Raw genomic sequence first — 24227 nt, 5'->3', positions numbered from 1 at the left:
CTAATTTATAAATAAATTAGAATCTCAAAACAAATGTGTAATAAATAATTTGCATAAAAAGTCTATAGTGTGAATAAATCTTTAAAGCGTTTTTGTCAAAGCCAGATTTAAGCTATAAAAGGTTACTTTTGCCATCTGTTAATTTTGGAATAATTATAAAAAACATCATATGAAAGCATTCTTTTGGCGCACCCTGCTGGCGTGCCTCTTTGGGCTGACGCTTACGACCCCTTCGATGGGGCAACCTCTTGTTTACAGCAATTATGAGGTTGGGAAATTGAGGGAATTTCTCAACCAGCCATCAGCGGTAGCTGGTAAGACTAATGGTAAGCAGGTGAATGCTGCTTACAATCCGGATGATCCCTCCACCTTTGGGGTTACATGGACATCATGGGCTAACTCTGATAGGCAAGTATCAAGTATAGACTGGAATTGGAAAAGTTTGGCGGGCAATTTGAGTTTTTCCAACTTTACTCTGTTAGAAAGTTTATGGGTGATTGGCAACCAGTTTACTACGGCTAATGTAAGCGGTTGTACGAAACTAAATAGGCTAGAGGCAAGTGCCAATCAGCTAACCAGCCTTGATGTTTCGGGCTGTAGCCAACTTTCGATGTTAATCTGCGGAAATAATAAGCTTACGTCGTTAAATGTTAGTTCGCTAACAAAACTTACTACTCTTGACGTGCGTAACAACTCGCTAAAGGAGCTTGTACTTAGCTCAAATACGCTGCTTAGTGAACTAGAATGTGGGGATAATCAGCTTACCCGCCTTGATGTCTCTGGCTGTAGCCAACTTTCGAGGTTAAGCTGCGAAAGGAATATGCTTTCGTCGTTAAATGTTGGTTCGCTAACAAAGCTTACCTACATTCAAGTGCATTTTAATTTGCTAAAGGAACTCGACCTTAGCTCAAATACGCTGCTTAGCAGCCTAGATTGCAGCTCTAATCAGTTTATGTTCTCTACCCTGCCGATTAAGTCGAATCTTACATATTACAGATATTCTCCACAAGCGTTGATTACTATAGGCAAGGATATAACCGTAAACGGATTCACATTTAAGCATGTGGGTGTTGATGAAGTTATCGATTTAAGTACCGAGGCTTCCATAAATGGCAAGAGTACTACTTTCGTATGGAAGAAGCGCAGGGATGGCTCGGAGGTAAAACCAACAAACAGCGCAGGTGCCAAGTTTACCTTCGATGCATCACTAGAAAAAGAGACCATCTATTGCGAAATGAGGAATGATGCATTCCCCAACTCTACTGTTAATGATTGCCTTAAAACAGTAGATGTGGCTATCGGAAATTCTTTTGATATCTATAATGCCTACGAGGTGGGCAAGCTACGCGCCTTCCTCAATCAGCCTTCTGCAATAGCAGGTAAAACCAACGGTCAGCAGGTGAATGCCGCCTACAATCCTAATGATCCCTCCACCTTTGGGGTTACCTGGACATGGCCTGCTGTTGGGAAGCGAGTTAATAATATAAATTGGACATCGAAAAGTTTATCGGGAGATTTGGATTTGTCCAATTTTATAGATCTAGGTTGGTTTTATATTTCTTTTAACCAACTTAAAACGGCTAATTTTAGTGGCTGTACAAATCTTCAAAGTCTTTGGTTGGAAAACAATCAATTAACCAGTATCGACGTTTCTGGCTGTAGATGGATTAATCAGTTTAGATGCCAAAATAATAAGCTTACATCGTTAGATGTTAGTTCACTAACTAAACTTGCCACCCTTGATGCGTACAGCAATTCGCTAGTGGAGCTTAACCTTGGTTCGAATATGCGACTTAGCGAACTACGATGTGCAAATAATCAGCTTACTAGCCTAGAGGTTTCTGGCTGTAGCCAGCTTTTGTCGTTCGGATGCAATAATAATAAGCTTACATCATTAAATATTGGTTCGCTAACAAAGTTGACTTCCCTTGATGTGCAAAATAATTTGCTAAAAGAACTCGACCTTAGCACAAATACGCTGCTTAGCAGCCTAAATTGCAGTAATAATCAGTTTGAATTCTCCTCTCTGCCTGTTAAGTCGAGCCTTACAACTTATAACTATTCTCCTCAAGCGTTGATTGCTATCGGCAATGATCTGACGGTAAACGGATCAACCTTTAAGCATGTGGGTGTAAACGAATCTATAGATTTAAGTTCTGAGGCCACCATTGAAGGCAAGAATACCATTTTTGTATGGAAAAAGCGCAGCGATGGGTCGGAGGTAAAACCAACAAACAGCGCAGGAGCCAAGTTTACCTTCGATGCGTCGCTAGCAAAAGAGACCATCTATTGCGAAATGAGGAACGATGCATTTCCCAAATTTACGGGTAATGATTGTCTTAAAACGGTAGATGTTACTGTCGGAAATTCTTTTGATACCTACAATGCCTACGAGGTGGGTAAGCTACGCGCCTTCCTCGATCAGCCATCGGCGGTAGCAGGTAAGACCAACGGTTTGCAGGTGAATGCGGCTTACAATCCAAACGATCCTTCCACCTTTGGGGTTACTTGGACAAAGGCTGCCTATGAGAAGCGAGTTGAAGGCATATCATGGCAACTGAAGAGCTTGTCGGGAGATTTGAACTTTTCAAACTTTGCACAGCTAGGTTGGATTTACGTGAACGGCGGCCTGCTTAAAACAGTTAATGTTAGTGGTTGTACGATGCTGAGAGATCTATGGGTAAGTAACAATCAGTTAACCAGAGTTGAAGTTTCTGGTTGTAGCCAACTTTATCGAATTTTATGCGACTACAATAAGCTTACATTCTTGAATGTAGGTTCGTTAACAAAACTTAAATACATTAATACGTATAACAATTCGCTAAAGGAACTGGACTTTAGTTCAAATACGCTGCTTAGCGAATTACAATGTGGAAATAATCAGCTTACCAGCATTGTTGTTTCTGGCTGTAGCCAACTTTCGTTGATTGAATGCCAAAATAACAAGCTTGCGTCGTTAAATGTTGGTTCGCTAACAAAACTAGCCACACTTAATGCGAACAATAATTTGCTAAAGGAACTCAACCTTAGCTCAAATACGCTTCTTCGCAGCTTAGATTGCGGGAATAACCAACTAAGGCTCTCTACTCTACCCGTTAAGCAGAATTTGACAAATTACACTTATGTCCCACAAGGTCTAATTTCTATTGGCAAGGATATTGTCGTAAGCGGCAAGACCTTTAAGTATGTTGGGGTAGATGAGATGGTAGACTTAAGCGCTGAGGCAACCATAGGCGGTAAGCCCACTACTTTCGCATGGAAGAAGCGACGCGATGGGGCAGTGGTAACACCTACAACCAGCAACGGTGGTATGTTTACCTTTGGCGCATCGCTGGCCGGAGAGGTAATCTACTGCGAAATGAGCAATGCCAATTTCCCCTACTTTACCGGAGATGTGGCTTTTAAAACCGTAGATGTTGTTGTCGGAAATACCTTTAATATCTACAATACCTATGAAGTAGGTAAGTTGCAGGCTTTCCTAAATCAGTCTTCATCGGAAATAGGCAAGTCAAACGGACAGTTGCTTAACTCTAATTATAACGCCAACGACCCGTCAACATTTTGGGTTACTTGGTCGAACTCGCCGGTTGAAAAAAAGGTAATCAGCATCTATTGGTCAGGGCTGGGGGTGACCGGAAGCCTTGATTTAAGCAATTTTGCAGAATTGTCTCAATTGCGTATTGCGAACAATTACCTGTCGAATGTAAATATAGCAGGTGCGAATAAGCTGTCGAGTATGTCTTGTACGGGGAATTATCTTAAGTTTTCCACGCTACATCTGGGTAGTCCTTCACTTGCTAGCCCTTGCTCATACGCACCCCAAAGGACGTTAAGCATTGGCCGAGATACCACAATAAATGGTTATAACCAAAGGTATATTGAAACATATAAAGAAGTTAATCTAAGCTCCGAGCAAACAGTTGGAGGTAAACCTACCATATACACTTGGAGGAAAAGTAGCGATAAAACAGTTGTAACGCCCTTGAAATCAGAAAATGGAGTCTTCGTTTTTTCTGAAAACTTGGCAGGTCAAATGATTTACTGCGAATTAACGAATGCTGCTTTCCCCGATTTTGCGGGACAAAATGTGCTAAGTACCGAGACTGTGAGGGTTGAAGGTCGATACAACTCTAATGATGTAGCTAAACTTAAGAGTTTCCTACAACAAGAATCCGCAATTTCCGGGCAAAAGAACTATCAAAGAATTGGATTGGAGGTTGATATAAACGACCCTTCATCGTGGCCATTAGTAGTGTGGACAGCTTCTTCAACTAATAAAAGAGTGGAATCAATCAGCTGGATGCGAAAAGATTTGGCCGGTAATTTGGACTTCTCTGGGTTGGATAACCTAAAGTCGGTTGAACTTACTACTAATAAGATCGCTTCGGCAGACTTTAGTGGTTGCTCTAAGCTCGAAAAGATTTGGTTGGATGAGAATACAATAACCGCCATTAATACGTCAACGTTAGCCAGCCTTAAGAGGATAAATGTAAATTACAATAAAATCACGCAGCTCGATCTTTCTGCAAATGTGAAGCTCGAAGAAGCCGAGTTTGCGAGCAACCTGCTTAGTACGGTTAAGCTGCCGAATACAGCGACGCTAGGTTTGGTACGCGCGACACGAAACAACTTTAAGTTGTCGACATTGTCTCCTGCATTAAGTCAGTATTATAGCTATTTCTATCAGCCTCAGAATCCGATGGTAATTGGAGATGCTGTGCAAGAGAATGACAAAACTATCTATAAGGTTGGATCATATACTACTATCGATTTAAGTAGCGAATTGACCATTGGTGGTAAAACAACAAACTACTCATGGTACAATGTTAGCAAGAAGACGGATATTACTCCAAGAACTTCAGCAAACGGTAAGTTCTCCTTCGATAGCTCTGTTGAAGGAGATACGCTGATATGCTATATGCGCAACGAGTCACTTCCTGATTTTAGTATGCTCTACCCATTCGAGACCGTGAAGGTGCTGGTTGCATCAGGGTATAACCAATATGAAGTGGGTAAGCTAAAAGCCTTTTTAGATCAGCCGTCAGCATTAGAGGGTAAAACAAATGGTCAGGTGGTGAATCCTACCTATAATTCAAATGACCCCTCTACCTTTGGAATAACATGGACAGGGGCTGCTATTGAAAAGCGGGCCGCAAGCATTTCATGGTGGGGAAAGAACTTGTCGGGAGACCTAGACTTCTCCAACTTTTCACAACTAAGCGGGCTTACTATTTCCTATAGCCAACTAAAAACAGCGAACTTAAGCAGTTGTGTGTTGCTAAGTACTCTTCAGTTAGATAACAACAAACTAATCAACGTTGACGTTTCTGGATGTAGCCAACTCTCGTGGTTTTCATGTCAAAGCAATAAACTTGCGTCGTTAAATGTTGGTTCGCTAACAAAGCTAACTACTCTTATTACCCAAGGTAACTCACTAAAGGTACTTGACCTTAGCTCAAATACATTGCTTCGTAGCCTGTACTGCGGCGATAATCTGCTTAAGTTCTCGACTTTGCCAGTTAAGTCGAGCCTTACAACGTACGCCTATGTCCCACAAGGGGTGATTTCTATTGGTGAGGACATAACCGTAAACGGAACCACCTTTAAGCATGTAGGTCTAGGCAAAGCTATCGATTTAAGTGCTGAGGCTACCATTGATGGTAAAGCTACCACCTTCGTATGGAAGATGCGTCGCGATGGCTCTGTGATAACACCAACAACCAGCGAGGGAGGTATATTTACTTTCGATGCTTCGTTAGCAAACCAGACCATCTACTGTGAGATGAGCAATGCCACTTTTCCTTCCTTTACTGGGAATAACACTCTTAAAACGGTAGATGTGGTAGTAGGAGACTCCTTTGTTGCCTACAATGCCTACGAAGTTGGGAAACTCAAAGCATTCTTAGATCAACCATCTGCTGTCGCTGGAAAAACGAATGGACAACAGGTGAACTCAGCCTACAATTCTGAAGATCCATCTACCTATGGAGTTGTTTGGAACTCGAATCTTTTTGATAAGAAGGTAACGTTAATAGACTGGCAGTCTAAGTCGCTGTCTGGCTCTATAGCTTTAAATAAGTTTTCAGAACTCGTAACTTTCTATTTAGGAGATAACGGTATAAGTAACGTTGACATGTCAGAATGTGCCAAACTAGAAGGGTTACATTTTGAACGTAATCAAGTTGCTACTTTGAATGTTTCAGGGTGTTCTAATCTTTACCTTTTAGTTTGCGATAATAATCGTCTTACGAATGTAGATCTGAGTCAGGCTCCTAATCTTGTTAGTTTTAATGCGATGCGTAATAAACTAACAGTTGTAGATTTCTCTGCTAATCCTAAACTTCAAAGTATAGGTTTGCGCGGAAATCAAATTGGAAATGTAGAAGTTAATTCGCTTACTCAATTAAAGCAGTTAGTCGTTGGAGAGAATAAAATAGCAAATTTAAACCTGAGTAATCTCTCTAACTTAGAAGTACTTTGGGGTGATAATAACAACTTACGACTTTTAGATATTGCTGCTAATACTAAGTTGACTAGTTTATATTGCTATAACAATAGTTTTACCTATTCTACTTTACCTGGGAAACCAGCATCTGTAACTGCTTTTGGTTGTGCACCTCAGAAATTGGTGGAAATTGGTGAAAAGCAGATTTCAGGAACGTCTGAAAAGTATTTTATAGGAGCAGATCATGTTGTTGATCTTGGTAAGGAAAATATAGTGAACGGTGTTCAAACTACATTTACATGGAAAGAACAGTATGGCTCCGTTGTAACTCCAACTTCTTCAAATGGAGGTAAGTTTACCTTTAATAGCAAGTTTGTTGGTAAAAAATTGTATTGCGAGATGGCTAATGCTGGCTTCCCCGATTTTGTAGGGTATAACATTCTTAAGACTGTAGTAGTCGAAGTTGTTCCTGCCTATAATCAGAATGACGTAGATAAACTGAAGGCGTTCCTTAACAAACCTTCGCAGGAATCGGGGAAGACTAACGGTCAGCAGTTAAATGCAGCCTACAACCCTGAAGATCCTGCGACCTACGGAGTGGCATGGAGTAGGCATAATGTCAATAAGCGAGTAATTAGCTTCCAATGGTATGATAAGAAACTTTCGGGCGATTTAGACCTGAGTGGCTGTGAGTTGTTGAATGATGTGTTTATTTCGAACAATAAGATTCCATCAGTTAACTTTAAAGGATGCTCATCGCTGGTAAATCTTTATGCTGAATCAAACGAAATCGCTTCGGCTTCATTTGATAAGCATCCATTACTTGAATCGGTTGACATTTCTCTAAATAAGCTAACTTCTCTTACAATACCAGAGGCTCCAATGCTCTCTTTCCTTTTTGCAACAGACAATAAGCTATCCCAAATAGATTTGAGTAAGATGGCTTCTTTAACCAGAGTCAAATTAATGAGAAACGAGCTTTCTTCAATGGATGTCTCTGATCTTACCAAACTGCAGATGTTGAAGGTTGAAGGCAATAAAATTACTGGGGTAAAGTTCGGAGGTAACGAGCAGCTAGTATTGTTAAACCTTGATAGTAATCAGCTGCTATCTGTTGATGTTTCTAGCCTTACTTCTCTAACCGATCTTACTCTATCGAATAATAAGCTATTGCTTTCTAGGTTGCCTCTTGGCAAGGCGGCGTATACAAACTATTCTTATGCGCCTCAATCTTCAATGGCTGTAGGTCATGCTAAGCAGGAGGGGAACGATGTTAAGTATTCCATTTATGCAGAAGAACCATTGGACTTAAGTAGCGAACTTAACGTTGGTGGAAATGTGACGGCATTCGTTTGGAAGAAAGCAGATGGAACTGTTGTTCTACCAACTTCTTCGGATAACGGAGTGTTTGCTTTCTCGACAGGCTTAATTGGCGAAACTCTTTATGGGGAACTGTCAAACGCTTCCTTCCCTGACTTTGCTGGCGATAAAGTATTTAAAACCGTAAAATTTACAGTCTTGTCTCCTTATAATGAAGAGGAGGTTTCTAAGTTGATTGGCTTCTTTGGACGTCCATCTATGAATGGAATAAATAACGGTGACTGCATTGGTATTTCTAAAATGAACGATCCTAGTTCTTGGCGAGGGGTAGAATGGACAAGTGGGGTTTCCGATAGGCGAGTGAAGTCCATTAGTTGGGCTAGCCTTGGGATCGCAGATACTCTTAATATTTTCAACTTTGTTAAGTTAACCTCAATTGATGTTGCTGATAACAAACTTGACAAGATAATATCGGCTAATACGCCACTTCTTAAAAGAGGCTTATTTGGTAGCAATCAGCTTAAGTTTTCTACCATGCCAACAAGTACATCTTTCGATGAGTATAGTTGCTTCCCACAAGCAAAATTGGAAATAGGGAAGAAGGCTGAAAGTGGCAGTTATACTCTAATGGCAGGTGAATATGTAGATTTGAGTAGTGAAGTTACAGTCGAAGGTCAAGCAACTAACTTTACATGGAAGGATGAAGCAGGAAACACGATTACTCCAACGAAGGGTGAGAATGGAAGGTTTGCCTTTAATAGTGATTTTATTGGTAGAAAGCTATACTGCGGCCTTTCAAATTCTAAGTTCCCAAATGGAAGTATTCAAACAGTGATTATTGCGATTCCTGGTTCAAAGTTTGAAAGTAAGTTTGGGAAAGAGGTGAACATTGCTGTTTACCCAAATCCAGCATCCTCAATTCTTAAGGTCGAAATTGATGAGGTAATTCGTGAGTATCGTATTTATTCGGTAAGCGGAGTATTGATGAAATCAGGAACTATAAACGACTTTAAGGCAGAAATTAAAGTAGAAACCCTAACGTCAGGAACATACTTGCTCGAGTTAACTGATGGCGCTAAGGTTTACCGTTCAAAATTTATAAAGCAGTAGCGATGTTGATATTGAAAGCCCTGCAACTTGAGCAGGGCTTTCTAATAACCATAAAAAAGAGGCAGCATTCACATGCGGCCTCTTCTTTCCATTTGGGAATAATAAATGGTTACTTTACTTAAAAAAATAAAGCTGGCTGTTGGAATATAAGGGATAAATTGTTGTTCATTGCCAAAATTCTCATCTTTGAGATTTGCTTCTTTATTTGACTTCGGCTCTTCAAATTTTTCTTTCGCAAACAATTATCAAGCAAAATCTACAAGTAAAACGAAGAATAGCAGCAATTTGTTTGCTTTACGCACTAAAAAAAGACGAAACAATGTTAAATAGGGGAAGGCTCCTTTGGGGTAGAGGTGGTAACATTCCCAAAATTATGGCTATTTTACACAAAAATCCAGCGCGGTATTATTCTTTTTGCTATGCGAATTTTCTTGATAGGCTATATGGGGTGTGGTAAATCCACCGTAGGGAAGCGTTTAGCTAGTAAACTTGGCTTACATTTTATTGATTTGGATAGATATATAGAATCAAAATATGGGAGAACAATTCCCGAACAGTTCGAAGATGTTGGAGAAGCGGGCTTTCGAGAGCGGGAGCACGAAGCTGTTAACGATGTTTGTACTCTATATGATAACGTTCTTGTTTCAACAGGCGGTGGTGCTCCTTGTTTTTTCGATAATATGAAAAAGATGATGGATGCTGGTGTTACGGTCTATTTAAAGATGACGCCAATGGCCCTAGCAAGTCGCTTAAAAGGAGCTCGAAAAAGCCGTCCTCTTCTAAAGGATAAGACACAAGAGGAACTTGTTGAGTTTATTGAGAAAACTTTAGAAGGAAGAGAACCGTACTACGAACTGGCCCGTATAGTGGTTTCGGCATTAAGCATCGATGTTGATGGCTTGGTTAATCGCATTTACCATACGGTAAAGTAGCAAGGCTATTCTAGAAAACAACACCTACACCTACCTTTAGAAATTTAGAGTTAAATCCGTTGTTGGCGGCAATGTTATTTGCGCTAAGGTCCGTAATGCCGTAGTGGAATGTTATATCTAACAGAATTGATAGATTTCCTAGGGGAATTGAGGTTCCACATCCTACAACACCACAGGCTTGCAGGTTTTGTACTTTCTTTGTTACATCAACATAGGTAGTATTGGAGGAGTACATTCCACCTACCGATGTTTCTTTATTTAGTGCTGCTTGTGCTTTTAGGATGTATGTTCCAGATAATCCAAGATTTACGTAGAATTCAGGGGAGAACTCCGTAAAGTGATACTTCGCAGTTAGCGGGACGTCTATTCCATAAATTGACAGATCTATAGACTTAACGTCATAAAGAAAAATTGAATTTGGACTAAAAAGTAGGGTTGTAGGAATCTTTTCGCCTCCTAGTTGAATAAAGTTGACATTAATCTGTCCTCCTATCTTTTCTGTGAACCGGTATTCAAAGAAACCTCCGCCGAAGAATCCAAGCATATTGTTTGAATTGCTGCCATTCTCAGGTGCTAAACTAGAGATGTTAAATCCTGCAGTTGCTCCATAGCTGTATGTAGCATTAGATTGTGATGATCTATAAGAGCGTCGTCGTTGAGCAGTACTCTGAAACGGGATTTCAGCTATTAGGGTGAGTAGGACTAGGAGTTGTATTGTATGTTTGAGTGATTTCATCGTCTTAAAAGATTGAGGTTCGACATTAAACCGTTCATTTATAACATTAAAAATGTCGGGGGCTAAGATAGCTTATTTTAAAAAGGTTTAAAAACGCATCAAAAAATATTTCTATTTAGAGATATGAATAAAAATCGGCTACCTTTGACCATGTGGTTAAACCAAATAATCAAACCAAATAGTTATTGATAGTATGGAACAGTCACCAGAAGAAAAAATACTAGCCGCTGCGAAGAAGGTTTTTTTGGAAAAAGGCCTTGATGGTGCTCGTATGCAAGAGATTGCGGATGAAGCAGGCATGAGCAAAGCTTCACTTCATTACTATTATCGATCTAAACAGCATCTGTTTGATGGAATTTACATGCAGGTGTTTAGTGATGTTCTTCCTCGCATATTTGGGATATTTATGTCAGACTTGCCCCTTTGCGAAATCATTCGAAATTTCTTTGAAATGCACATCGAATTCCTAAAGCAAAATCCTTCTATATCGATGTTTGTGATGAAGGAGATAAACCGGGTTCCTCATTTGTTGGAGAAGATTTTGGCAGAGAAAGATGTGGATATGCTAGGTGCCGTTAATGCTAAAGTTCAGGAGGCCGTTGACAGAGGCGAGGTAAGACCGATTAGAGGCGAAGAACTTATGTTGAATATGGTTTCACTTAGCATCTTTCAGTTTGCAGGTGCTCCTATTTTTAAAACAATAGGAGGAATTTCTGATGAGGATTTCGATAAGCTTATAGAGGAGCGTAAGAAGACGCTGGCAGAGTTTGTTATTAGTGCAATTAAAAGATAAACCATAAAATATGATGCGATTAATACTAGTACTTGTTTTGGGTGGAGCCATTACTGTCAATGCTCAGGAGGTAAGATTATCCGATTGTTGGCAAAAAGCAGAGCAAACCTACCCACGAGCAAAGGATAGGCAGGATTACGAGCAGATTGCCAATTTGAAGATTTCTAACCTGAAAACGGCTTATCTGCCCAAAGTTGATGCTAATGCGCAGGCTACCTACCAATCGGATGTTACCCACATGGATTTGAGTAACCTTCCAATTAAGGGCTTTTCGATTGCTTCGCCCGACAAGGATCAGTATAAGCTTACAGTGGATTTAAGCCAGCTGATATGGGATGGAGGTCAGGTAAGCGCTTCTAGAAAGTTGGAGTTGGCTGGATTGACTGCAGATAACATGCAGGTTGCAGTTGATTTGTATACGCTGAAGGGGCGTGTTTCCCAACTTTTCTATGGAATTGTTCTTAAAAAGCAGCAACTTAAGATACAGGAGGCTCTTAAAGCCGATTTGATGCAGAAGTTAAGCAAAACATCGTCGGGTGTACGCAATGGTGCGGTACTTAAGGCAAACGAACTGCTGCTTAAGGCTGAAATTGTTAAGCTTAATCAGGAAATGGCATCAACGGAAAGCGATAGGAATGGGCTAATTGATGCGTTGGCAGTACTTGTTGGATCAACAATCTCCTATTCGTCCGATTTTATTTGGGATGAGGCTCCATCGGCAGGTGGATTGCGACCTGAGTTTGAACTGTTCAAGTCGCAGAAGGCTAGGCTCGATGCGGCCAACGAACTCTATACGGCAAAGCGAATGCCTAAGGTTTCCGCATTTGGTCAGGTTGGATACGGTAAGCCTGCGCTGAACATGTTCAACAACAGCTTCGATTCTTTCTACTACGTTGGGGTGAAAGCAACTTGGAACATCTTTGATTGGAATAGCACTAAGCGAGATCGACAGATCTTAAGGTTTCAACAGAACATAGTAGACACCCGTCAGGCGATGTTTGAGCAATCGCAGAAGATGGAGTTGGCACAGGAGTCTAAGTCATTATCGAAGTATGAGAACCTTTTGAAAACTGACGAGGAGGTGATTGCTGCTCGTGAAGAGGTAGCTAAATTGTACTCGGTGATGTACGATAATGGTGCCATTGATGCGGCTGATTATGTAGGTCGTCAAACAGAACTGAAGCAGGCAGAGCTTAATCGCGAGATGCATAAGGTTATGCTTGCGTTTAGTAGGGTAAATGTCAATATTATTAATGGTAAATAGTAGAATTATATGAAAGCTTATATAGTGGTAGCCGCAATGGCGATAGCAGCATTGACCAGCTGCAATGGCGGAAAAGAGAAAAATGATGCTTACGGTAATTTTGAGGCTGTAGAGGTGGTTGTTTCTTCGGAGGTTAACGGACTAATAACTTCGGCTTCGGCTGTAGAAGGTAACGAAGTGGGCGTAGGTCAGGTTCTTTGCACCATAGACTCGTTGCAGAATAGGTTAAGGATCGATCAAATGCAAGGAATGAAGGAGGCAACCCAATCGAAGGTTGGGACAATTGAAGCGCAGATTGCCGTACTTCAAGCACAGAAGCAGACAGCTGATAAAGATTACGCCAGAATCTCTGCAATGCTAAAGGATGGAGCCGCAACTCAGCGCGATTACGATAATGTTAGCGGGCAATTGAACGTAATCAACCGACAAATTGCACAAGCCAAGAGCCAATTGGTAGGAATACAAGGTGAACTTAAGAGTCTTACCTCGCAGGAGTCGCAGGTTACCGATTTGGTTAATAAGTCGGTGGTTAAATCGCCAATTGCAGGAACGATTCTCGATAAGTACATCGAAAAGGGAGAGTTGGCTGTTCCGGGTAAGCAACTCTATAAGATTGCAGATACCAAGACGCTGGTGCTAAAGGTGTACGTTTCAGGCTCGCTTCTTCCAAAGGTGGTGGTTGGTAAGAAGGTTGCGGTCTACATCGATAAGGACAAGAAATCGGACCAAAAGCTGGAGGGCGTTGTAACCTGGGTTTCGCCACAGGCTGAGTTTACGCCAAAGATCATCCAAACCAAGGAGGAAAGGGTTGATTTGGTTTACGCCGTAAAGGTTAACGTGCCTAACGATGGTCGATTAAAGATTGGAATGCCAGGTAGCGTGGTTTTCTAGTAGTGAGTAGTGAGAAGTGAATAGAAAAAAGTGATGATAGCACTCAGCATAGAGAATATCAGAAAGCATTTTGGCGAAGTGGAGGCGCTGAAAGGCGTTTCGTTGAGCATCGAACAGGGAGAACTATTTGGCATAATTGGTCCAGATGGTGCCGGCAAGACAACCTTGTTTCGGTTAATTGCCTCGCTTCTGCTTCCTTCGTCGGGGAAGATAACCGCACTAGGGCTCGATTCGGTGAAGGACTACAAGCAGATTCGAAAGATGGTGGGCTATATGCCCGGAAAGTTCTCGCTTTATCCCGACCTGACGGTTGAGGAGAATCTCAACTTCTTCGCATCGGTTTTCGGGACAACGATAAAGGAAAACTACGACCTGATTAAGCCTGTGTTTAAGATGCTGGAGCCATTTAAGGACAGACCAGCAGGAAAACTCTCAGGAGGAATGAAGCAGAAGCTAGCCCTCTCCTGTGCGCTGATCCACAAACCTGAATTGCTGCTGCTCGATGAGCCTACAACGGGCGTCGATGCTGTATCGCGAAAGGAGTTTTGGGAAATGCTTAAAATGCTCGAGCAGCATGGAATCACCATTGTAGTTTCGACGCCGTACATGGACGAGGCAAGCCTTTGCGATAGGGTTGCGCTCATTCAGTCGGGCGAAATTCTTAAGGTCGATAGTCCATCTGCCATAATAAAAGACTTTAGTAAGCCGCTCTACGCTCTTCCAACGGCAAACATATACGCATCGATTAAAGCATTACGAGTTATGCCCGAGGTGGAAAGCGCATTTGCTTTTGGACAGAACGTACACGTTGTGCTGAAAAGAGAAGATGCTAGAGTGAGTGTTGAGCAGAAGCTGTCGGAATGCGGAATTGCTCAAACCTTACAGCCAACAGAGGCAACCATCGAGGACTGCTTTATGGATTTGATGGTTGCAAGTAGCGGCGCAGGTCTATAACCTTTTTCATCTTTAAAATTATGATTACCGATAGCAAGATAATAGAGGTTAAAGATCTGGTAAAGAAGTTCGGCAGCTTTGTTGCCAACGACCATTTGACCTTCGACGTTTACCAAGGCGAGATATTCGGATTCCTAGGGGCAAATGGTGCCGGGAAAACCACCGCCATTAAGATCCTTTGCGGACTATCCTCGCCCACATCGGGGAAAATTTCGGTGGCAGGCTTTGATGCCTTTACGCAAACCGAGTTGATTAAGCGCAATATCGGCTACATGAGCCAGAAGTTCTCGCTATACGAGGACCTAACGGTTGCCGAGAACATCCGATTCTACGGAGGCATCTACGGAATGGCGATGAAGGAGATCAAGCAGAAGTCGGAGGACCTGCTCCGGCGGTTAGGTCTTTACGAGGAGCGTAATACCCTTGTTGCATCGCTTCCGCTTGGCTGGAAGCAGAAGCTAGCCTTCTCCGTTGCCATATTCCACGACCCCAAAATCGTATTCCTTGACGAGCCAACGGGCGGCGTTGATCCCATAACGCGCCGACAGTTCTGGGAGTTGATATACGAGGCTACCGAACGCGGGATAACCGTGTTCGTAACCACCCACTACATGGACGAAGCGGAGTACTGCAACCGCGTTACCATTATGGTAAACGGCAAAATTGAGGCGCTCGATACCCCAACGATGCTTAAGGATGCCTATAAGGCAGAAACCATGGACGAGGTCTTCCTAAAGCTTGCCCGATAGGGAGTAGGGAGTGGGGAATAGAGATTAGGTTGAAAGGAATAGTGAGTGGGGAGAAGTGAATAGAGAAATTGGAGAATTAAGCGATGTTTTAGAAAAGAGATTCGTTATCCCCTCCTTAGGAGGGGTAGGGGTGGGTAAAGGACTTATAAATAAGGTTATCCCTCAATCTCGAAAACTCGGCACTTACATCAAACTAATGAAGTAGAATATGAAACAAAATAGGCTTAGTAGCTTTTTGTCGAAGGAGTTTAAGCATATCTTCAGGGATAAACGCTCGATGCTCATCCTTTTTGGTATGCCGATTGTGCAGTTGCTGCTGTTCGGATACGTTATTACCAACGAGCTGAAGAACGCTAACGTTGCGGTGCTCGACAAAAGCAAGGATGCTACCACCAAAAAGATAATTGGCGCGTTGGATGCTTCCAACTACTTCCAGTGTACGGATTTCCTGACGGACGAATCGCAGGTGCACGAGGCGCTACGCTCGGGGAAGGTGAAGATGGTTGTGGTGTTCGACGCTAACTTTGAAAGAAACCTGGTGGATCGAAAAAAGGCGCTGGTGCAGGTTGTTGCCGACGCCGCCGAGCCTAACGTTGCCAACGCATCGGTAGGTTACACCTCGCAGATCGTTAACAAGGCGGTGAACGATATCTTTCACCAGGATATGAATAGAGGCGTGATCGTTCAACCACGAATGGTGTACAACGAGGAACAGCAAAACGTCTTCATGTTTGTTCCGGGAACCATGGCGCTTATCCTAATGCTGATCTCCGCCATGATGACCTCCATAACCATTGCTCGCGAGAAGGAGCGCGGAACGATGGAGATCCTGCTGGTATCGCCTTTACGTCCGTCGCAGATAATAATGGGCAAGGTGCTTCCTTACTTCTTCCTGTCGTTTATTAATGCGGTTGTCATCCTGCTGCTAAGCCAGTACGTGTTTGGGCTTCCGATACGCGGCAGCTACGTTCTGCTGCTGGCGGAAAGCATGCTCTTCATCCTGATGGCGCTTTCGCTGGGCATCCTTATCTCTACGGTTTCGGCAAGCGAGCAGCAGGCGATGTTCATATCGATGTTTGCGCTGCTGATGCCAACCATGCTGCTCTCGGGTTTCATCTACCCCGTCGAGAATATGCCCTCGTGGCTTCAGGTTATCTGCAACATCATTCCTGCACGTTGGTTCATCGTCATCGTTAAAGGAATAATGCTGAAGGGAAGCGATCTGGTGGGGGTGTGGAAGGAAACGCTCGTCGTTGTTGGCTTCACCGCCATCTTTATCATTGGTAGTATTAAGAAATTTAAGGTAAGGCTGGAGTAAAATATATGAAGTTATACGGAGTTATTTCAGAAGTTAAAGGAAGTTATACGAATGGCTTGCGTTCTAGGAAACCAATTCGTGAGATTACTCCTTCTTCTTTTAACTTCATCTAACTTCGTCTAACTCCTGAAATAACTTCTTCAAACAAAAGCTATGCGAACCGTTCTATTTATACTTCAGAAAGAGTTTAGGCAGATATTCCGAAACAGGAGTATGCTTCCCATTATATTTATTTTACCAGTGGTTCAGCTGCTGGTACTAATCCACGCGGTTACCTTCGATGTGACGTCGTTGAATTTAGTGGTGGTGGATAACAGTAGAAGTTCCGACTCGCGCGAATTGGTAAATAAGTTCGTCGGATCATCCTTCTTCCTGCTGAAGGATTATCCGCAGAGCAGCCAACAGGCAATGGACCTCATCAATAGCGGTAAGGCGGACTTGGCGCTGATTATCCCCGAAAGGTTTAGCCTAAACCAGGTGAGGGATGGAAAGGTGGACGTGCAGCTGCTGGTTAACGCCATCAACACTACGCAGGCAACGCTGGCAAATGCTTACGCGAACTCGATTATCGGCGATTTCAACCGCACCAAGCTACCTCCGGGCGCCATCGATAACGTTTACGCCGCCGACGTTCGTCCGCAGTTCTGGTTTAATCCAACGCTCGACTTCAAGATTTACATGTTCCCCGGAATCCTGGTGATACTGGTTACCGCCATTGGGCTTTTCCTTTCGGGGATGAACCTGGTGCGCGAGAAGGAGATCGGTACCATCGAGCAGCTAAACGTTACGCCCATCAAGAAATGGCAATTCATTGTGGGGAAGGTGCTGCCGTTCCTCATCATTGGGCTTTTCGAGATAGGTTTGGGTGTTCTCCTAGGAAGGATTGCTTTCGGAATTCCGTTCGTAGGCTCTGTGGGGACGCTTTTGTTAACCACCATCACCTACCTTCTTGTGGTGATTGCGCTCGGAACGCTAATCTCCAACCAATCGAGCACTCAGCAGCAGTCGATGTTCGTTAGCTGGTTCTTCATGATGCTTTTCCTGATGATGAGCGGGCTTTTCAACATCGTCGAGAGCATGCCGCAGTGGGCAATATGGATTAACAAGCTCAACCCGATCTCCTACTTCATCCTGATTATTCGAATGGTGATGCTGAAGGGGGCTACGCTTTCGGACATTGCCGTTCCGCTGGGCTCGTTGGCTGTTTACGCCGTTGTTGCTATGACGTTAGCCATCGCCCTATACCAAAAGAAAACAGCTTAAGTAAAATCATCTTTAGCATAAAGTATGAGGTCTAAAAAGCTTTACTATATAGATTTAGTCTCGAAGGTAATTCTCGATTCTACAAGCGTTAATCTTAAGGTTGAAGAAATTGCAGCTTCGATTGGCGTTTCCAAGAAGACGCTTTACAACCATTTCGACAGCAAGCAGCAGCTAATGGAGTGCGTTATGGATAGCTTCCTGAAGCGCCGCATTGATAAAATTCGCTTGGATGCATCGAAAGCTGCAAGCCCAATAGCTGCGCTGGTGGTAATTGGGCGAAATGTAAGCACCCTACTTCGCGATTTCTCGAGTCATCCTGCTATTAAGGGAGCGATGATTGATGCTGCTGCGGCGCAGCGCATCACGGACGAGCGCCGTGGGGAAATCCTCGATCTGGTTGTTCATCTTTTTACGAAGGGAATTCGTACTGGCGTCTTCGAGTCTGATATTGATGCCGCTTTGGCAAGCAAGCTCTACCTTTCGAGCATAGAGATGTTCTCGCATAGGCATGAAGCTAACGCGGAAGGTCTTCTTGCCGGAAGCCGGCTTAATAAGGTGATGTACTACATGCTAAAGGGAAACTGCTCGTCAATCGGGTTAGGAGGCTTACGCGAAGTCCTCGATCTTCGAGTCGTTGCCTGTTAGACCTTTCCTTTACTCGTCCTTGAATAATAAAACGCTATCTTTGCCTCTACTATAAACGTGGAGGCTATGCTTGCTGTTATTATACTTTTTACGGTTGGATTCCTAGTCGGATTTCTTGTAAAGCGTTGGATTAAATCTACCAAGCCCATCGAGAGGCTAGTGACAATCGCCATTTGGCTTCTGATCTTTATTCTTGGAACCAATGTTGGCTTTAATACTGTTGTGATGAGCAACCTGCATACCTTGGGCTTGTGGGCGTTGATTATTGCTGCAGGATCTATTGCCGGAAGTATCGCCGTTGTTGCCATTATTCAGCGCTACATTTATAAGGGGAGGAGCTAAGCGATGAAGGGAAGCGCTATTGTTCTATCCGTTTTCGTTGTGGGGATGCTGCTCGCCTACTTTGGGGTTCTTCCTGCTATCATGGCTCAGTACGACCTGAGCACCATCGCTCTCTACTTCCTGATGTTTATGGTGGGCGTAAGCATTGGTGCCGACGAGCATGTGGTTGCCATACTTAGGTCGGTCAGCTTTAAGATTGTTCTCGTTCCCATTGGTGTGGTGGTGGGCACAACCATCGGAGCCCTGCTGGTATCCTTTATTGTTAAAGGGATTGATACCAAGAACGTGCTGGCGATAGGTTCGGGCTTCGGCTACTACAGCCTGTCGAGCATTTTTATTGGTAAGATTAGCGGCAATCAAATGGGGGTTGTGGCCTTACTGGCTAACATGATCCGCGAGCTCTCTACGCTTATGCTTGCACCTCTCTACGTTCGCCTCTTTGGACGATTGGCTCCCGTTGCAGCAGCCGGGGCTACCTCTATGGATACCTGCCTTCCGGTTATCATGAGGTACTCGGGAAAGGAGGTTGCCATTATCGCCCTCTTTAGCGGTATTGCGCTAACCATAGTGGTTCCGTTTCTGGTGGTGTTTATTTTGTCGCTGTAGGGGAGGCTTTTCAAGGAGTGTTTTTAGCAGTAGAAGCCTGCTTAGCTTGCAGAAACATTGAATTGAAACGCTTTATCCCCTCCTTAGGAGGGGTAGGGGTGGGTTTTAGGACGTTAATCAGCGATAGAACTTAATTCTATAACGGTATTCTCAATTACCTGCAGAACACCTTTAGTATTTTGAAACACCTCAACATCTTGAAAGCGGAGTAGCTTAATTCCAAGTTCCTCTAAACGTCTACTATTTTCGACATCCTTTGCATATACCTCTTCCAACTGATGCGAGTACCCGTCAATTTCTATGGCGAGCATGAGCTTACTACAGAAGAAATCGACGATATAGCTATCAATGGGCTTTTGCCGAGTAAAATCGAAGCCTAACATCTTTTACCCCTTAAGATAATTCCAAAGAATGACCTCCGATTTGGTTGAGTGGTTGCGCAGGTGTTTGGTAAGCTCGACTAGTTTTGGATTATAGGGAATGACTTTGGGTTTATTCATGGCTTAAATAGTTAAGGTTGGTTTTTACCCACCCCTGCCCCTCCAGAGGAGGGGATAAAGAGCGATTAATCAGCATTGTTGGGTTATTAATTAGGTCTACATCTGTATCAAAAAACTAATTCATTTCTTCTTTAGTGTTTAGCAGCTATCCTAGTCTGCAATAGCCTTAATTCGAAGCACGTTATCCCCTCCTTAGGAGGGGTAGGGGTGGGTTTTCGTCGAAAAGAGTAGAACAAAAGTCTAAAAGAACCCAGTTTTGCTTGAATTGAAACTCGTCTATATTAATAATGCCAGCCCAACCCACCCCTTGCCCCTCCCGAGGAGGGGATAAAGAGCGATTAATCAGCATTATCTGTAAATAATTGATGATCTGCCCAACAGAAAAGAATATTTTGCTACCATTTTACTTCCCATCCTTCTCAAGTATATACCTCTCCAGCTCCTCCAGTCTATCGGGAGGCAGAGTTTCGATGATTTTGTAGATGGATACAGGCATTTTGCTGCGGCGTAGTGGTTGTAGGGGATGGCTTTCGTTGTTCTCGTTCTTCTTAGATGGAGTCCACTCGAGCAAATCGTTGGGAGTACAGCCGTAAGCTTCGCATAGGTACTCGAGCTCTTCGAGATTGACGGTTGCATTTTTCCCTTGCATGAGGTTGGTAATCTTATGGCGCTGGTATCCTTTGCTTCGAAGATGGCTATACGGATTCTCTATGCCCCGTAGCGTAAGAATGCGATGAAGATTCAGCTTTAGCATAGCGCTGATGGTTAGATGTTAAACATGCAATTAAGGTACGAATAAATTTTGATTAGAAGCATGCTTTTCTTTATTGGTATTTCTTCGAGTTATCTTCTTTTCCTTGAAGGTAGGTTTGATTTCATGATGGCAATAGTAGAGTTGCTGCTCGTACTTGGTGTATAGATGCACCAAGTTGGTGCTTACGTTGCCGCATTTGGTGTGTGGATAAACGTATTTGGTGTATATCTCGAAGGAAATATTGATTATGCTTTAACCTAATCGATATAGGTTAAAGCATATATTGATTAGGTTGAGGCGTAATGGCATTTTGCCAGAACTTTATGGCTTATTTCGAAGACCTAAGTTTATTAAGTATGAGATTAGCTTACTTCGAAGGTGGTTATCCTCCCGTTAAAACGGGAGGTAGGGGATTATCGACGAATAAAACTAATATTTGGTTTAGGCTAAATGGTATTGTTTGTATAAGTTCGAGTACAACCCACCCCTCCATCCCGTGCAACGGGAGGATAACGAGCGTTTAATATGCCTTACTGCTAACTATTAGTGACGGATTATTTTATCGCTTACATATTACGTTATACGGGCAGTACTTTTGGCACATCTGTGCCGGGTCGCCGGTCTGATCGAAGGGCTGAGACGAACCAAAGAGCTCCGCGAGGGCATTATCCAGGAACGAAACGTATTCGTCCTTGTAGTCGAAGAAGTTTTCGATTATGGTTGGCTTATTCTTCCCCTCCTTTAGGGCTAGCGATGGCTCGAAATCGTTGGTTTGGATGCCGCGAACGAAGTAGAGCGCTGGCTTAATGTTCTTAACCTCGCCCTTTTTGCTGATGTCGTACATCAGCGAGTATAAAAACGTCTGCATAGAGCCCGAATACTTGGAGGTATCCTTGCCGACGAACATCTTTTCGAATCCGGCAAACTCGTTTTTGCCCTTATACGCTCCCGTTTTGTAGTCTACAATGCGGGTAATGCCGTTAAGCCGATCCACTCGGTCCAATCGTCCTTTTAGGAAGATGCTTCGCGTTTGTCCATCGACGGTAAATGGATGCATTGCCGCCATTGGCTCTTCCAATGATACCATTGCCAGCGACGAACCCTGCTTAATCAGCTCCAAATCGTACTTAAGTATTCCCCGAATGTAGGTGGTAACGACCCTTTTCACCAAAAGGAACTTGCCATTCATCTTAAGCAGCGACTTACCCTCTTCGCTTCGGATGAATTCTTTAGCAAATGCATCATCAATTACCTTTTCGATGCGCGGTTGGTCGTTAAGCAGCGCCTCCAGCTCGTTGGCTGCGATGCTTTCCTTACCAAGCTGCTGGTAGATGACATCCATCGCTTCGTGAAGGATCTTACCGAAGATCTGATTGCTGATATCCTCCTCCACATCCTCCTGTTCCTTTACGTCGGCGATGTAGTTGAAGTAGAACTTCAGCCTACAGGTGAGGTACGACGATATGGCGCTTGGCGAAAGCCCTCTACGGCGGCTTCCATCGACGTACTGGTTGAGGATTTCCATTACTTCCGGCGTCTTTTCGATGGTAATAGCGGGCGATGTCTTAAATCCTAACGAGTAGCCGATTGTTTGTTCGGTGATATCGAGACCGCTTTCGAACTTAAGCTGCTGCAGGAAGCGGCTCATCTCGCCGGTGCTTCGCTCATCGGCTTTAGTGTTGTACAAAAGGTGAATATTGCCGGCCCTTTGCAGCAAACGGTAGAAGTAGTAGGCGTACATCGCCTCCTGTTGCTCGTAGGTTGGCATGCCAAAGGCTCTTTTGATGTTGTAGGGGACAAAAGATGGCTGCTGAGCTACTGCCGGGAAGCGGTCATCGTTTAAAGATAGGATGATAACGTTCTCGAAGTCGAGGTTACGCGTTTCTAGGATCCCCATAAGCTGCAATCCTGCTACCGGAAAGCCTTCGAACGGAATGCGAATGCCGCTAAGCGCCTTCCTAACCAAGCTAACGTACACCTGTAGCGATATATCCATCGCCTCGCGCACCAAAGCCGTGTGCAATTTGCGTAGGGCTACCAGCGTAGTGTTGATAAACTCGACGTAGTGCTCCGATTGCTCGTCGCTTTTGGCGTTCTCCCGGTCCAAAAGTTGCTCCAGTATGTCTATAAGGGCTGCCGATAGCCGCTGGTAGCTTACTTTTCCCTCCTTTTGCTTGTTAGATGATGCCTCTATCGAAAAAATAGGTCCGATAAGCGGCAGCTGGCAGAGCCTACTTTGCGAAAGGAATATCTGATTCTCCTCCTTGATCTGCTTACGGACGTTTTCGAACTCCTCTATGCCCAAACCTTTAAGCAGCTGGTGGCTAACAATCGCCGAAACGTCCTTATGGTAGAAGAAAACGCCATCATCGTTCGACTTAAGCGTTCTGTACAGCGACAAAACGTGCTCGATAAGCGAGTAAACGGGCGTAATCGTTAGCGGATAGCCCATCGTAACGTTCACCGTTTCGATTTGTGGCGATGTAGAGCCCTCGTCGCTGTACGAAATGGCAGAAAGTACCGGGGTAAGTAGCGTTTCGTCGGTGAAAACGATGGCAGTTTGCTCCGCTTTGCCTCCGCGTGCAACGATATCCATTGCCAGCTGCGCCGCATACTTCGCTTGTATCGTGTCCGACGGTGTAGCAACAATGGCAACCTCCTTTTTCCCCTTGCTAAATAGATTCTTTGGGTTGAGATTCTTTGCCTCCGGGAACATTTCGAGGTTCTTACGAAGGAAAAGCCCTGCCTCCTGCTCCTTACTCTTAACGTAGTACGAGTCGTAGTCGTAGTAGAACTCCGCATTGCGCTTACGCATGTAGTCGAACAGCACCTGCTCGCACCTATTCAATGCGTTGAAGCCCGCAAACACGGTATGCTCGGCATCAGCGAATAGCTCCTCTCCGTTTCTTAGATTTTGCGCCATGTCGCGGTATATCATCCCCGAGTAGGCAAGCCCCTGCTCGCGCAAACGCTGATTAAACTGTCGGTAGATGGGCAAAAGCGCCTCCCAAACCGATAAAAACTGGCTCTGATACTCGTTCTGCTGGCTCTCTTTCGCCTCAAACGCCTTCCAAAACGAAGCAATGATCTCGCGTTGCTCGTCGGTAAGGAACGAAAGGTCGTCGGTAAGCTCCTTTTCGGCGGCAAGGTTGCGGAAAAGCTGATCGGGCTCCACCATATACTTATCTATGGCGTCGAAATCGTTGAGCAGCGCCTCGCCCCAGAAGTAAAACTGATCGAAAGTCTCATTAGTCTTCTTCACATCGGCAAAAGCACGGTACAGCTCGATGATAAGCCGGTAGCTATCGGCAACTCGCAGCGACGTATGTCCATGAATAAACTCGTCGATGCCAACATACCGCGGCTGCCACGTTGGTTGCTTTATCAGCTGGGCTAAAGCCCGCGAGAAGTAGTAACGAGCCCTTCGCGAAGGGAACACAATGGTTAGCTTATGGATGTTATCTCCATGCTTTTGGTAAAGCGTGCGAGCCAAATCGGAGAGGAACGAGGTCATAATGTCAATATGTTTGCTTGAAGATAGAATAAATTATAGTGAAAACCTTGTTCGGGATAGCTTTATGTCTATCAATTTCCTTGTTTGCTGA

Annotated in this window: 16 protein-coding genes; 12 read left to right on the top strand and 4 right to left on the bottom strand. The window is 43.8% G+C overall.

Going from position 1 to position 24227, the window contains the following annotated elements:
• Positions 1-169: 169 nt before the first annotated feature.
• Positions 170-8875: a T9SS type A sorting domain-containing protein gene (locus tag CLV25_RS02320; RefSeq protein ID WP_131838021.1), complete on the top strand. Its 8706-nt coding sequence runs from the start codon at positions 170-172 to the stop codon at positions 8873-8875.
• Positions 8876-9228: 353 nt separating this feature from the next.
• Positions 9229-9807: a shikimate kinase gene (locus tag CLV25_RS02315; RefSeq protein WP_131838020.1), complete on the top strand. Its 579-nt coding sequence runs from the start codon at positions 9229-9231 to the stop codon at positions 9805-9807.
• Between the two features lie 10 nt (positions 9808-9817).
• Here CLV25_RS02315 and CLV25_RS02310 read toward each other — a convergent pair whose 3' ends face one another.
• Complete coding sequence (locus CLV25_RS02310; RefSeq protein WP_131838019.1) at positions 9818-10543, bottom strand: outer membrane beta-barrel protein; 726 nt, start codon at positions 10541-10543, stop codon at positions 9818-9820.
• A gap of 193 nt (positions 10544-10736) precedes the next feature.
• Here CLV25_RS02310 and CLV25_RS02305 point away from each other — a divergent pair, with 193 nt between their 5' ends.
• The 10 genes from CLV25_RS02305 (at position 10737) to CLV25_RS02260 (ending at position 19368) form a co-directional block, all read left to right on the top strand.
• Entirely contained in the window at positions 10737-11336 is a 600-nt protein-coding gene (locus CLV25_RS02305) for a TetR/AcrR family transcriptional regulator (protein ID WP_131838018.1), read from the top strand.
• 13 nt (positions 11337-11349) lie between these two features.
• A complete protein-coding gene (locus CLV25_RS02300; protein WP_207895570.1) occupies positions 11350-12600 on the top strand; it encodes a TolC family protein in 1251 nt (416 codons plus the stop codon).
• Positions 12601-12609: 9 nt separating this feature from the next.
• A complete protein-coding gene (locus CLV25_RS02295) occupies positions 12610-13491 on the top strand; it encodes an HlyD family secretion protein (protein WP_131838016.1) in 882 nt (293 codons plus the stop codon).
• A 33-nt stretch (positions 13492-13524) separates the two neighbouring features.
• On the top strand, positions 13525-14445 hold the full coding sequence (locus CLV25_RS02290) for an ABC transporter ATP-binding protein (RefSeq protein ID WP_131838015.1): 921 nt from the start codon (positions 13525-13527) through the stop codon (positions 14443-14445).
• 20 nt (positions 14446-14465) lie between these two features.
• Positions 14466-15194 (top strand): ABC transporter ATP-binding protein, encoded by a 729-nt coding sequence (locus CLV25_RS02285; RefSeq protein ID WP_131838014.1) that lies wholly within the window; start codon positions 14466-14468, stop codon positions 15192-15194.
• A 208-nt stretch (positions 15195-15402) separates the two neighbouring features.
• Positions 15403-16512: an ABC transporter permease gene (locus CLV25_RS02280; protein WP_131838013.1), complete on the top strand. Its 1110-nt coding sequence runs from the start codon at positions 15403-15405 to the stop codon at positions 16510-16512.
• 153 nt (positions 16513-16665) lie between these two features.
• Complete coding sequence (locus tag CLV25_RS02275) at positions 16666-17775, top strand: ABC transporter permease (RefSeq protein ID WP_131838012.1); 1110 nt, start codon at positions 16666-16668, stop codon at positions 17773-17775.
• A 24-nt stretch (positions 17776-17799) separates the two neighbouring features.
• Complete coding sequence (locus tag CLV25_RS02270; protein ID WP_131838011.1) at positions 17800-18420, top strand: TetR/AcrR family transcriptional regulator; 621 nt, start codon at positions 17800-17802, stop codon at positions 18418-18420.
• 66 nt (positions 18421-18486) lie between these two features.
• Positions 18487-18762, top strand: coding sequence for a LysO family transporter (locus CLV25_RS02265; protein WP_131838010.1), 276 nt, complete (start codon positions 18487-18489; stop codon positions 18760-18762).
• 3 nt (positions 18763-18765) lie between these two features.
• A complete protein-coding gene (locus CLV25_RS02260; RefSeq protein ID WP_131838009.1) occupies positions 18766-19368 on the top strand; it encodes a lysine exporter LysO family protein in 603 nt (200 codons plus the stop codon).
• Between the two features lie 113 nt (positions 19369-19481).
• On the opposite strand, the gene CLV25_RS02255 is transcribed toward CLV25_RS02260, so the two are convergent.
• From CLV25_RS02255 to CLV25_RS02245, 3 genes are all read right to left on the bottom strand, one after another.
• Positions 19482-19751 (bottom strand): endonuclease domain-containing protein, encoded by a 270-nt coding sequence (locus tag CLV25_RS02255; RefSeq protein ID WP_207895569.1) that lies wholly within the window; start codon positions 19749-19751, stop codon positions 19482-19484.
• A 520-nt stretch (positions 19752-20271) separates the two neighbouring features.
• On the bottom strand, positions 20272-20622 hold the full coding sequence (locus CLV25_RS02250) for a helix-turn-helix domain-containing protein (protein WP_131838008.1): 351 nt from the start codon (positions 20620-20622) through the stop codon (positions 20272-20274).
• A 559-nt stretch (positions 20623-21181) separates the two neighbouring features.
• Positions 21182-24136: a PD-(D/E)XK nuclease family protein gene (locus CLV25_RS02245; RefSeq protein ID WP_131838007.1), complete on the bottom strand. Its 2955-nt coding sequence runs from the start codon at positions 24134-24136 to the stop codon at positions 21182-21184.
• Between the last annotated feature and the right edge of the window lie 91 nt (positions 24137-24227).

Origin of the sequence: Acetobacteroides hydrogenigenes (genome assembly GCF_004340205.1) — a bacterium.
GTDB lineage: Bacteria > Bacteroidota > Bacteroidia > Bacteroidales > ZOR0009 > Acetobacteroides > Acetobacteroides hydrogenigenes.
The sequence above is the reverse complement of the archived record's forward strand: the minus strand, read 5'-3'. Positions and strand labels throughout refer to the sequence as shown.

Excerpts from the sequence above, each read along its gene's own strand:
- CLV25_RS02250 (WP_131838008.1), bottom strand. The coding sequence starts at position 20,622 with ATGCTAAAGCTGAATCTTCATCGCATTCTTACGCTACGGGGCATAGAG.
- CLV25_RS02270 (WP_131838011.1), top strand. The coding sequence starts at position 17,800 with ATGAGGTCTAAAAAGCTTTACTATATAGATTTAGTCTCGAAGGTAATT.
- CLV25_RS02295 (WP_131838016.1), top strand. The coding sequence starts at position 12,610 with ATGAAAGCTTATATAGTGGTAGCCGCAATGGCGATAGCAGCATTGACC.
- CLV25_RS02320 (WP_131838021.1), top strand. The coding sequence starts at position 170 with ATGAAAGCATTCTTTTGGCGCACCCTGCTGGCGTGCCTCTTTGGGCTG.
- CLV25_RS02290 (WP_131838015.1), top strand. The coding sequence starts at position 13,525 with ATGATAGCACTCAGCATAGAGAATATCAGAAAGCATTTTGGCGAAGTG.
- CLV25_RS02265 (WP_131838010.1), top strand. The coding sequence starts at position 18,487 with ATGCTTGCTGTTATTATACTTTTTACGGTTGGATTCCTAGTCGGATTT.
- CLV25_RS02255 (WP_207895569.1), bottom strand. The coding sequence starts at position 19,751 with ATGTTAGGCTTCGATTTTACTCGGCAAAAGCCCATTGATAGCTATATC.
- CLV25_RS02300 (WP_207895570.1), top strand. The coding sequence starts at position 11,350 with ATGCGATTAATACTAGTACTTGTTTTGGGTGGAGCCATTACTGTCAAT.
- CLV25_RS02305 (WP_131838018.1), top strand. The coding sequence starts at position 10,737 with ATGGAACAGTCACCAGAAGAAAAAATACTAGCCGCTGCGAAGAAGGTT.
- CLV25_RS02310 (WP_131838019.1), bottom strand. The coding sequence starts at position 10,543 with ATGAAATCACTCAAACATACAATACAACTCCTAGTCCTACTCACCCTA.
- CLV25_RS02245 (WP_131838007.1), bottom strand. The coding sequence starts at position 24,136 with ATGACCTCGTTCCTCTCCGATTTGGCTCGCACGCTTTACCAAAAGCAT.
- CLV25_RS02275 (WP_131838012.1), top strand. The coding sequence starts at position 16,666 with ATGCGAACCGTTCTATTTATACTTCAGAAAGAGTTTAGGCAGATATTC.
- CLV25_RS02285 (WP_131838014.1), top strand. The coding sequence starts at position 14,466 with ATGATTACCGATAGCAAGATAATAGAGGTTAAAGATCTGGTAAAGAAG.
- CLV25_RS02260 (WP_131838009.1), top strand. The coding sequence starts at position 18,766 with ATGAAGGGAAGCGCTATTGTTCTATCCGTTTTCGTTGTGGGGATGCTG.
- CLV25_RS02280 (WP_131838013.1), top strand. The coding sequence starts at position 15,403 with ATGAAACAAAATAGGCTTAGTAGCTTTTTGTCGAAGGAGTTTAAGCAT.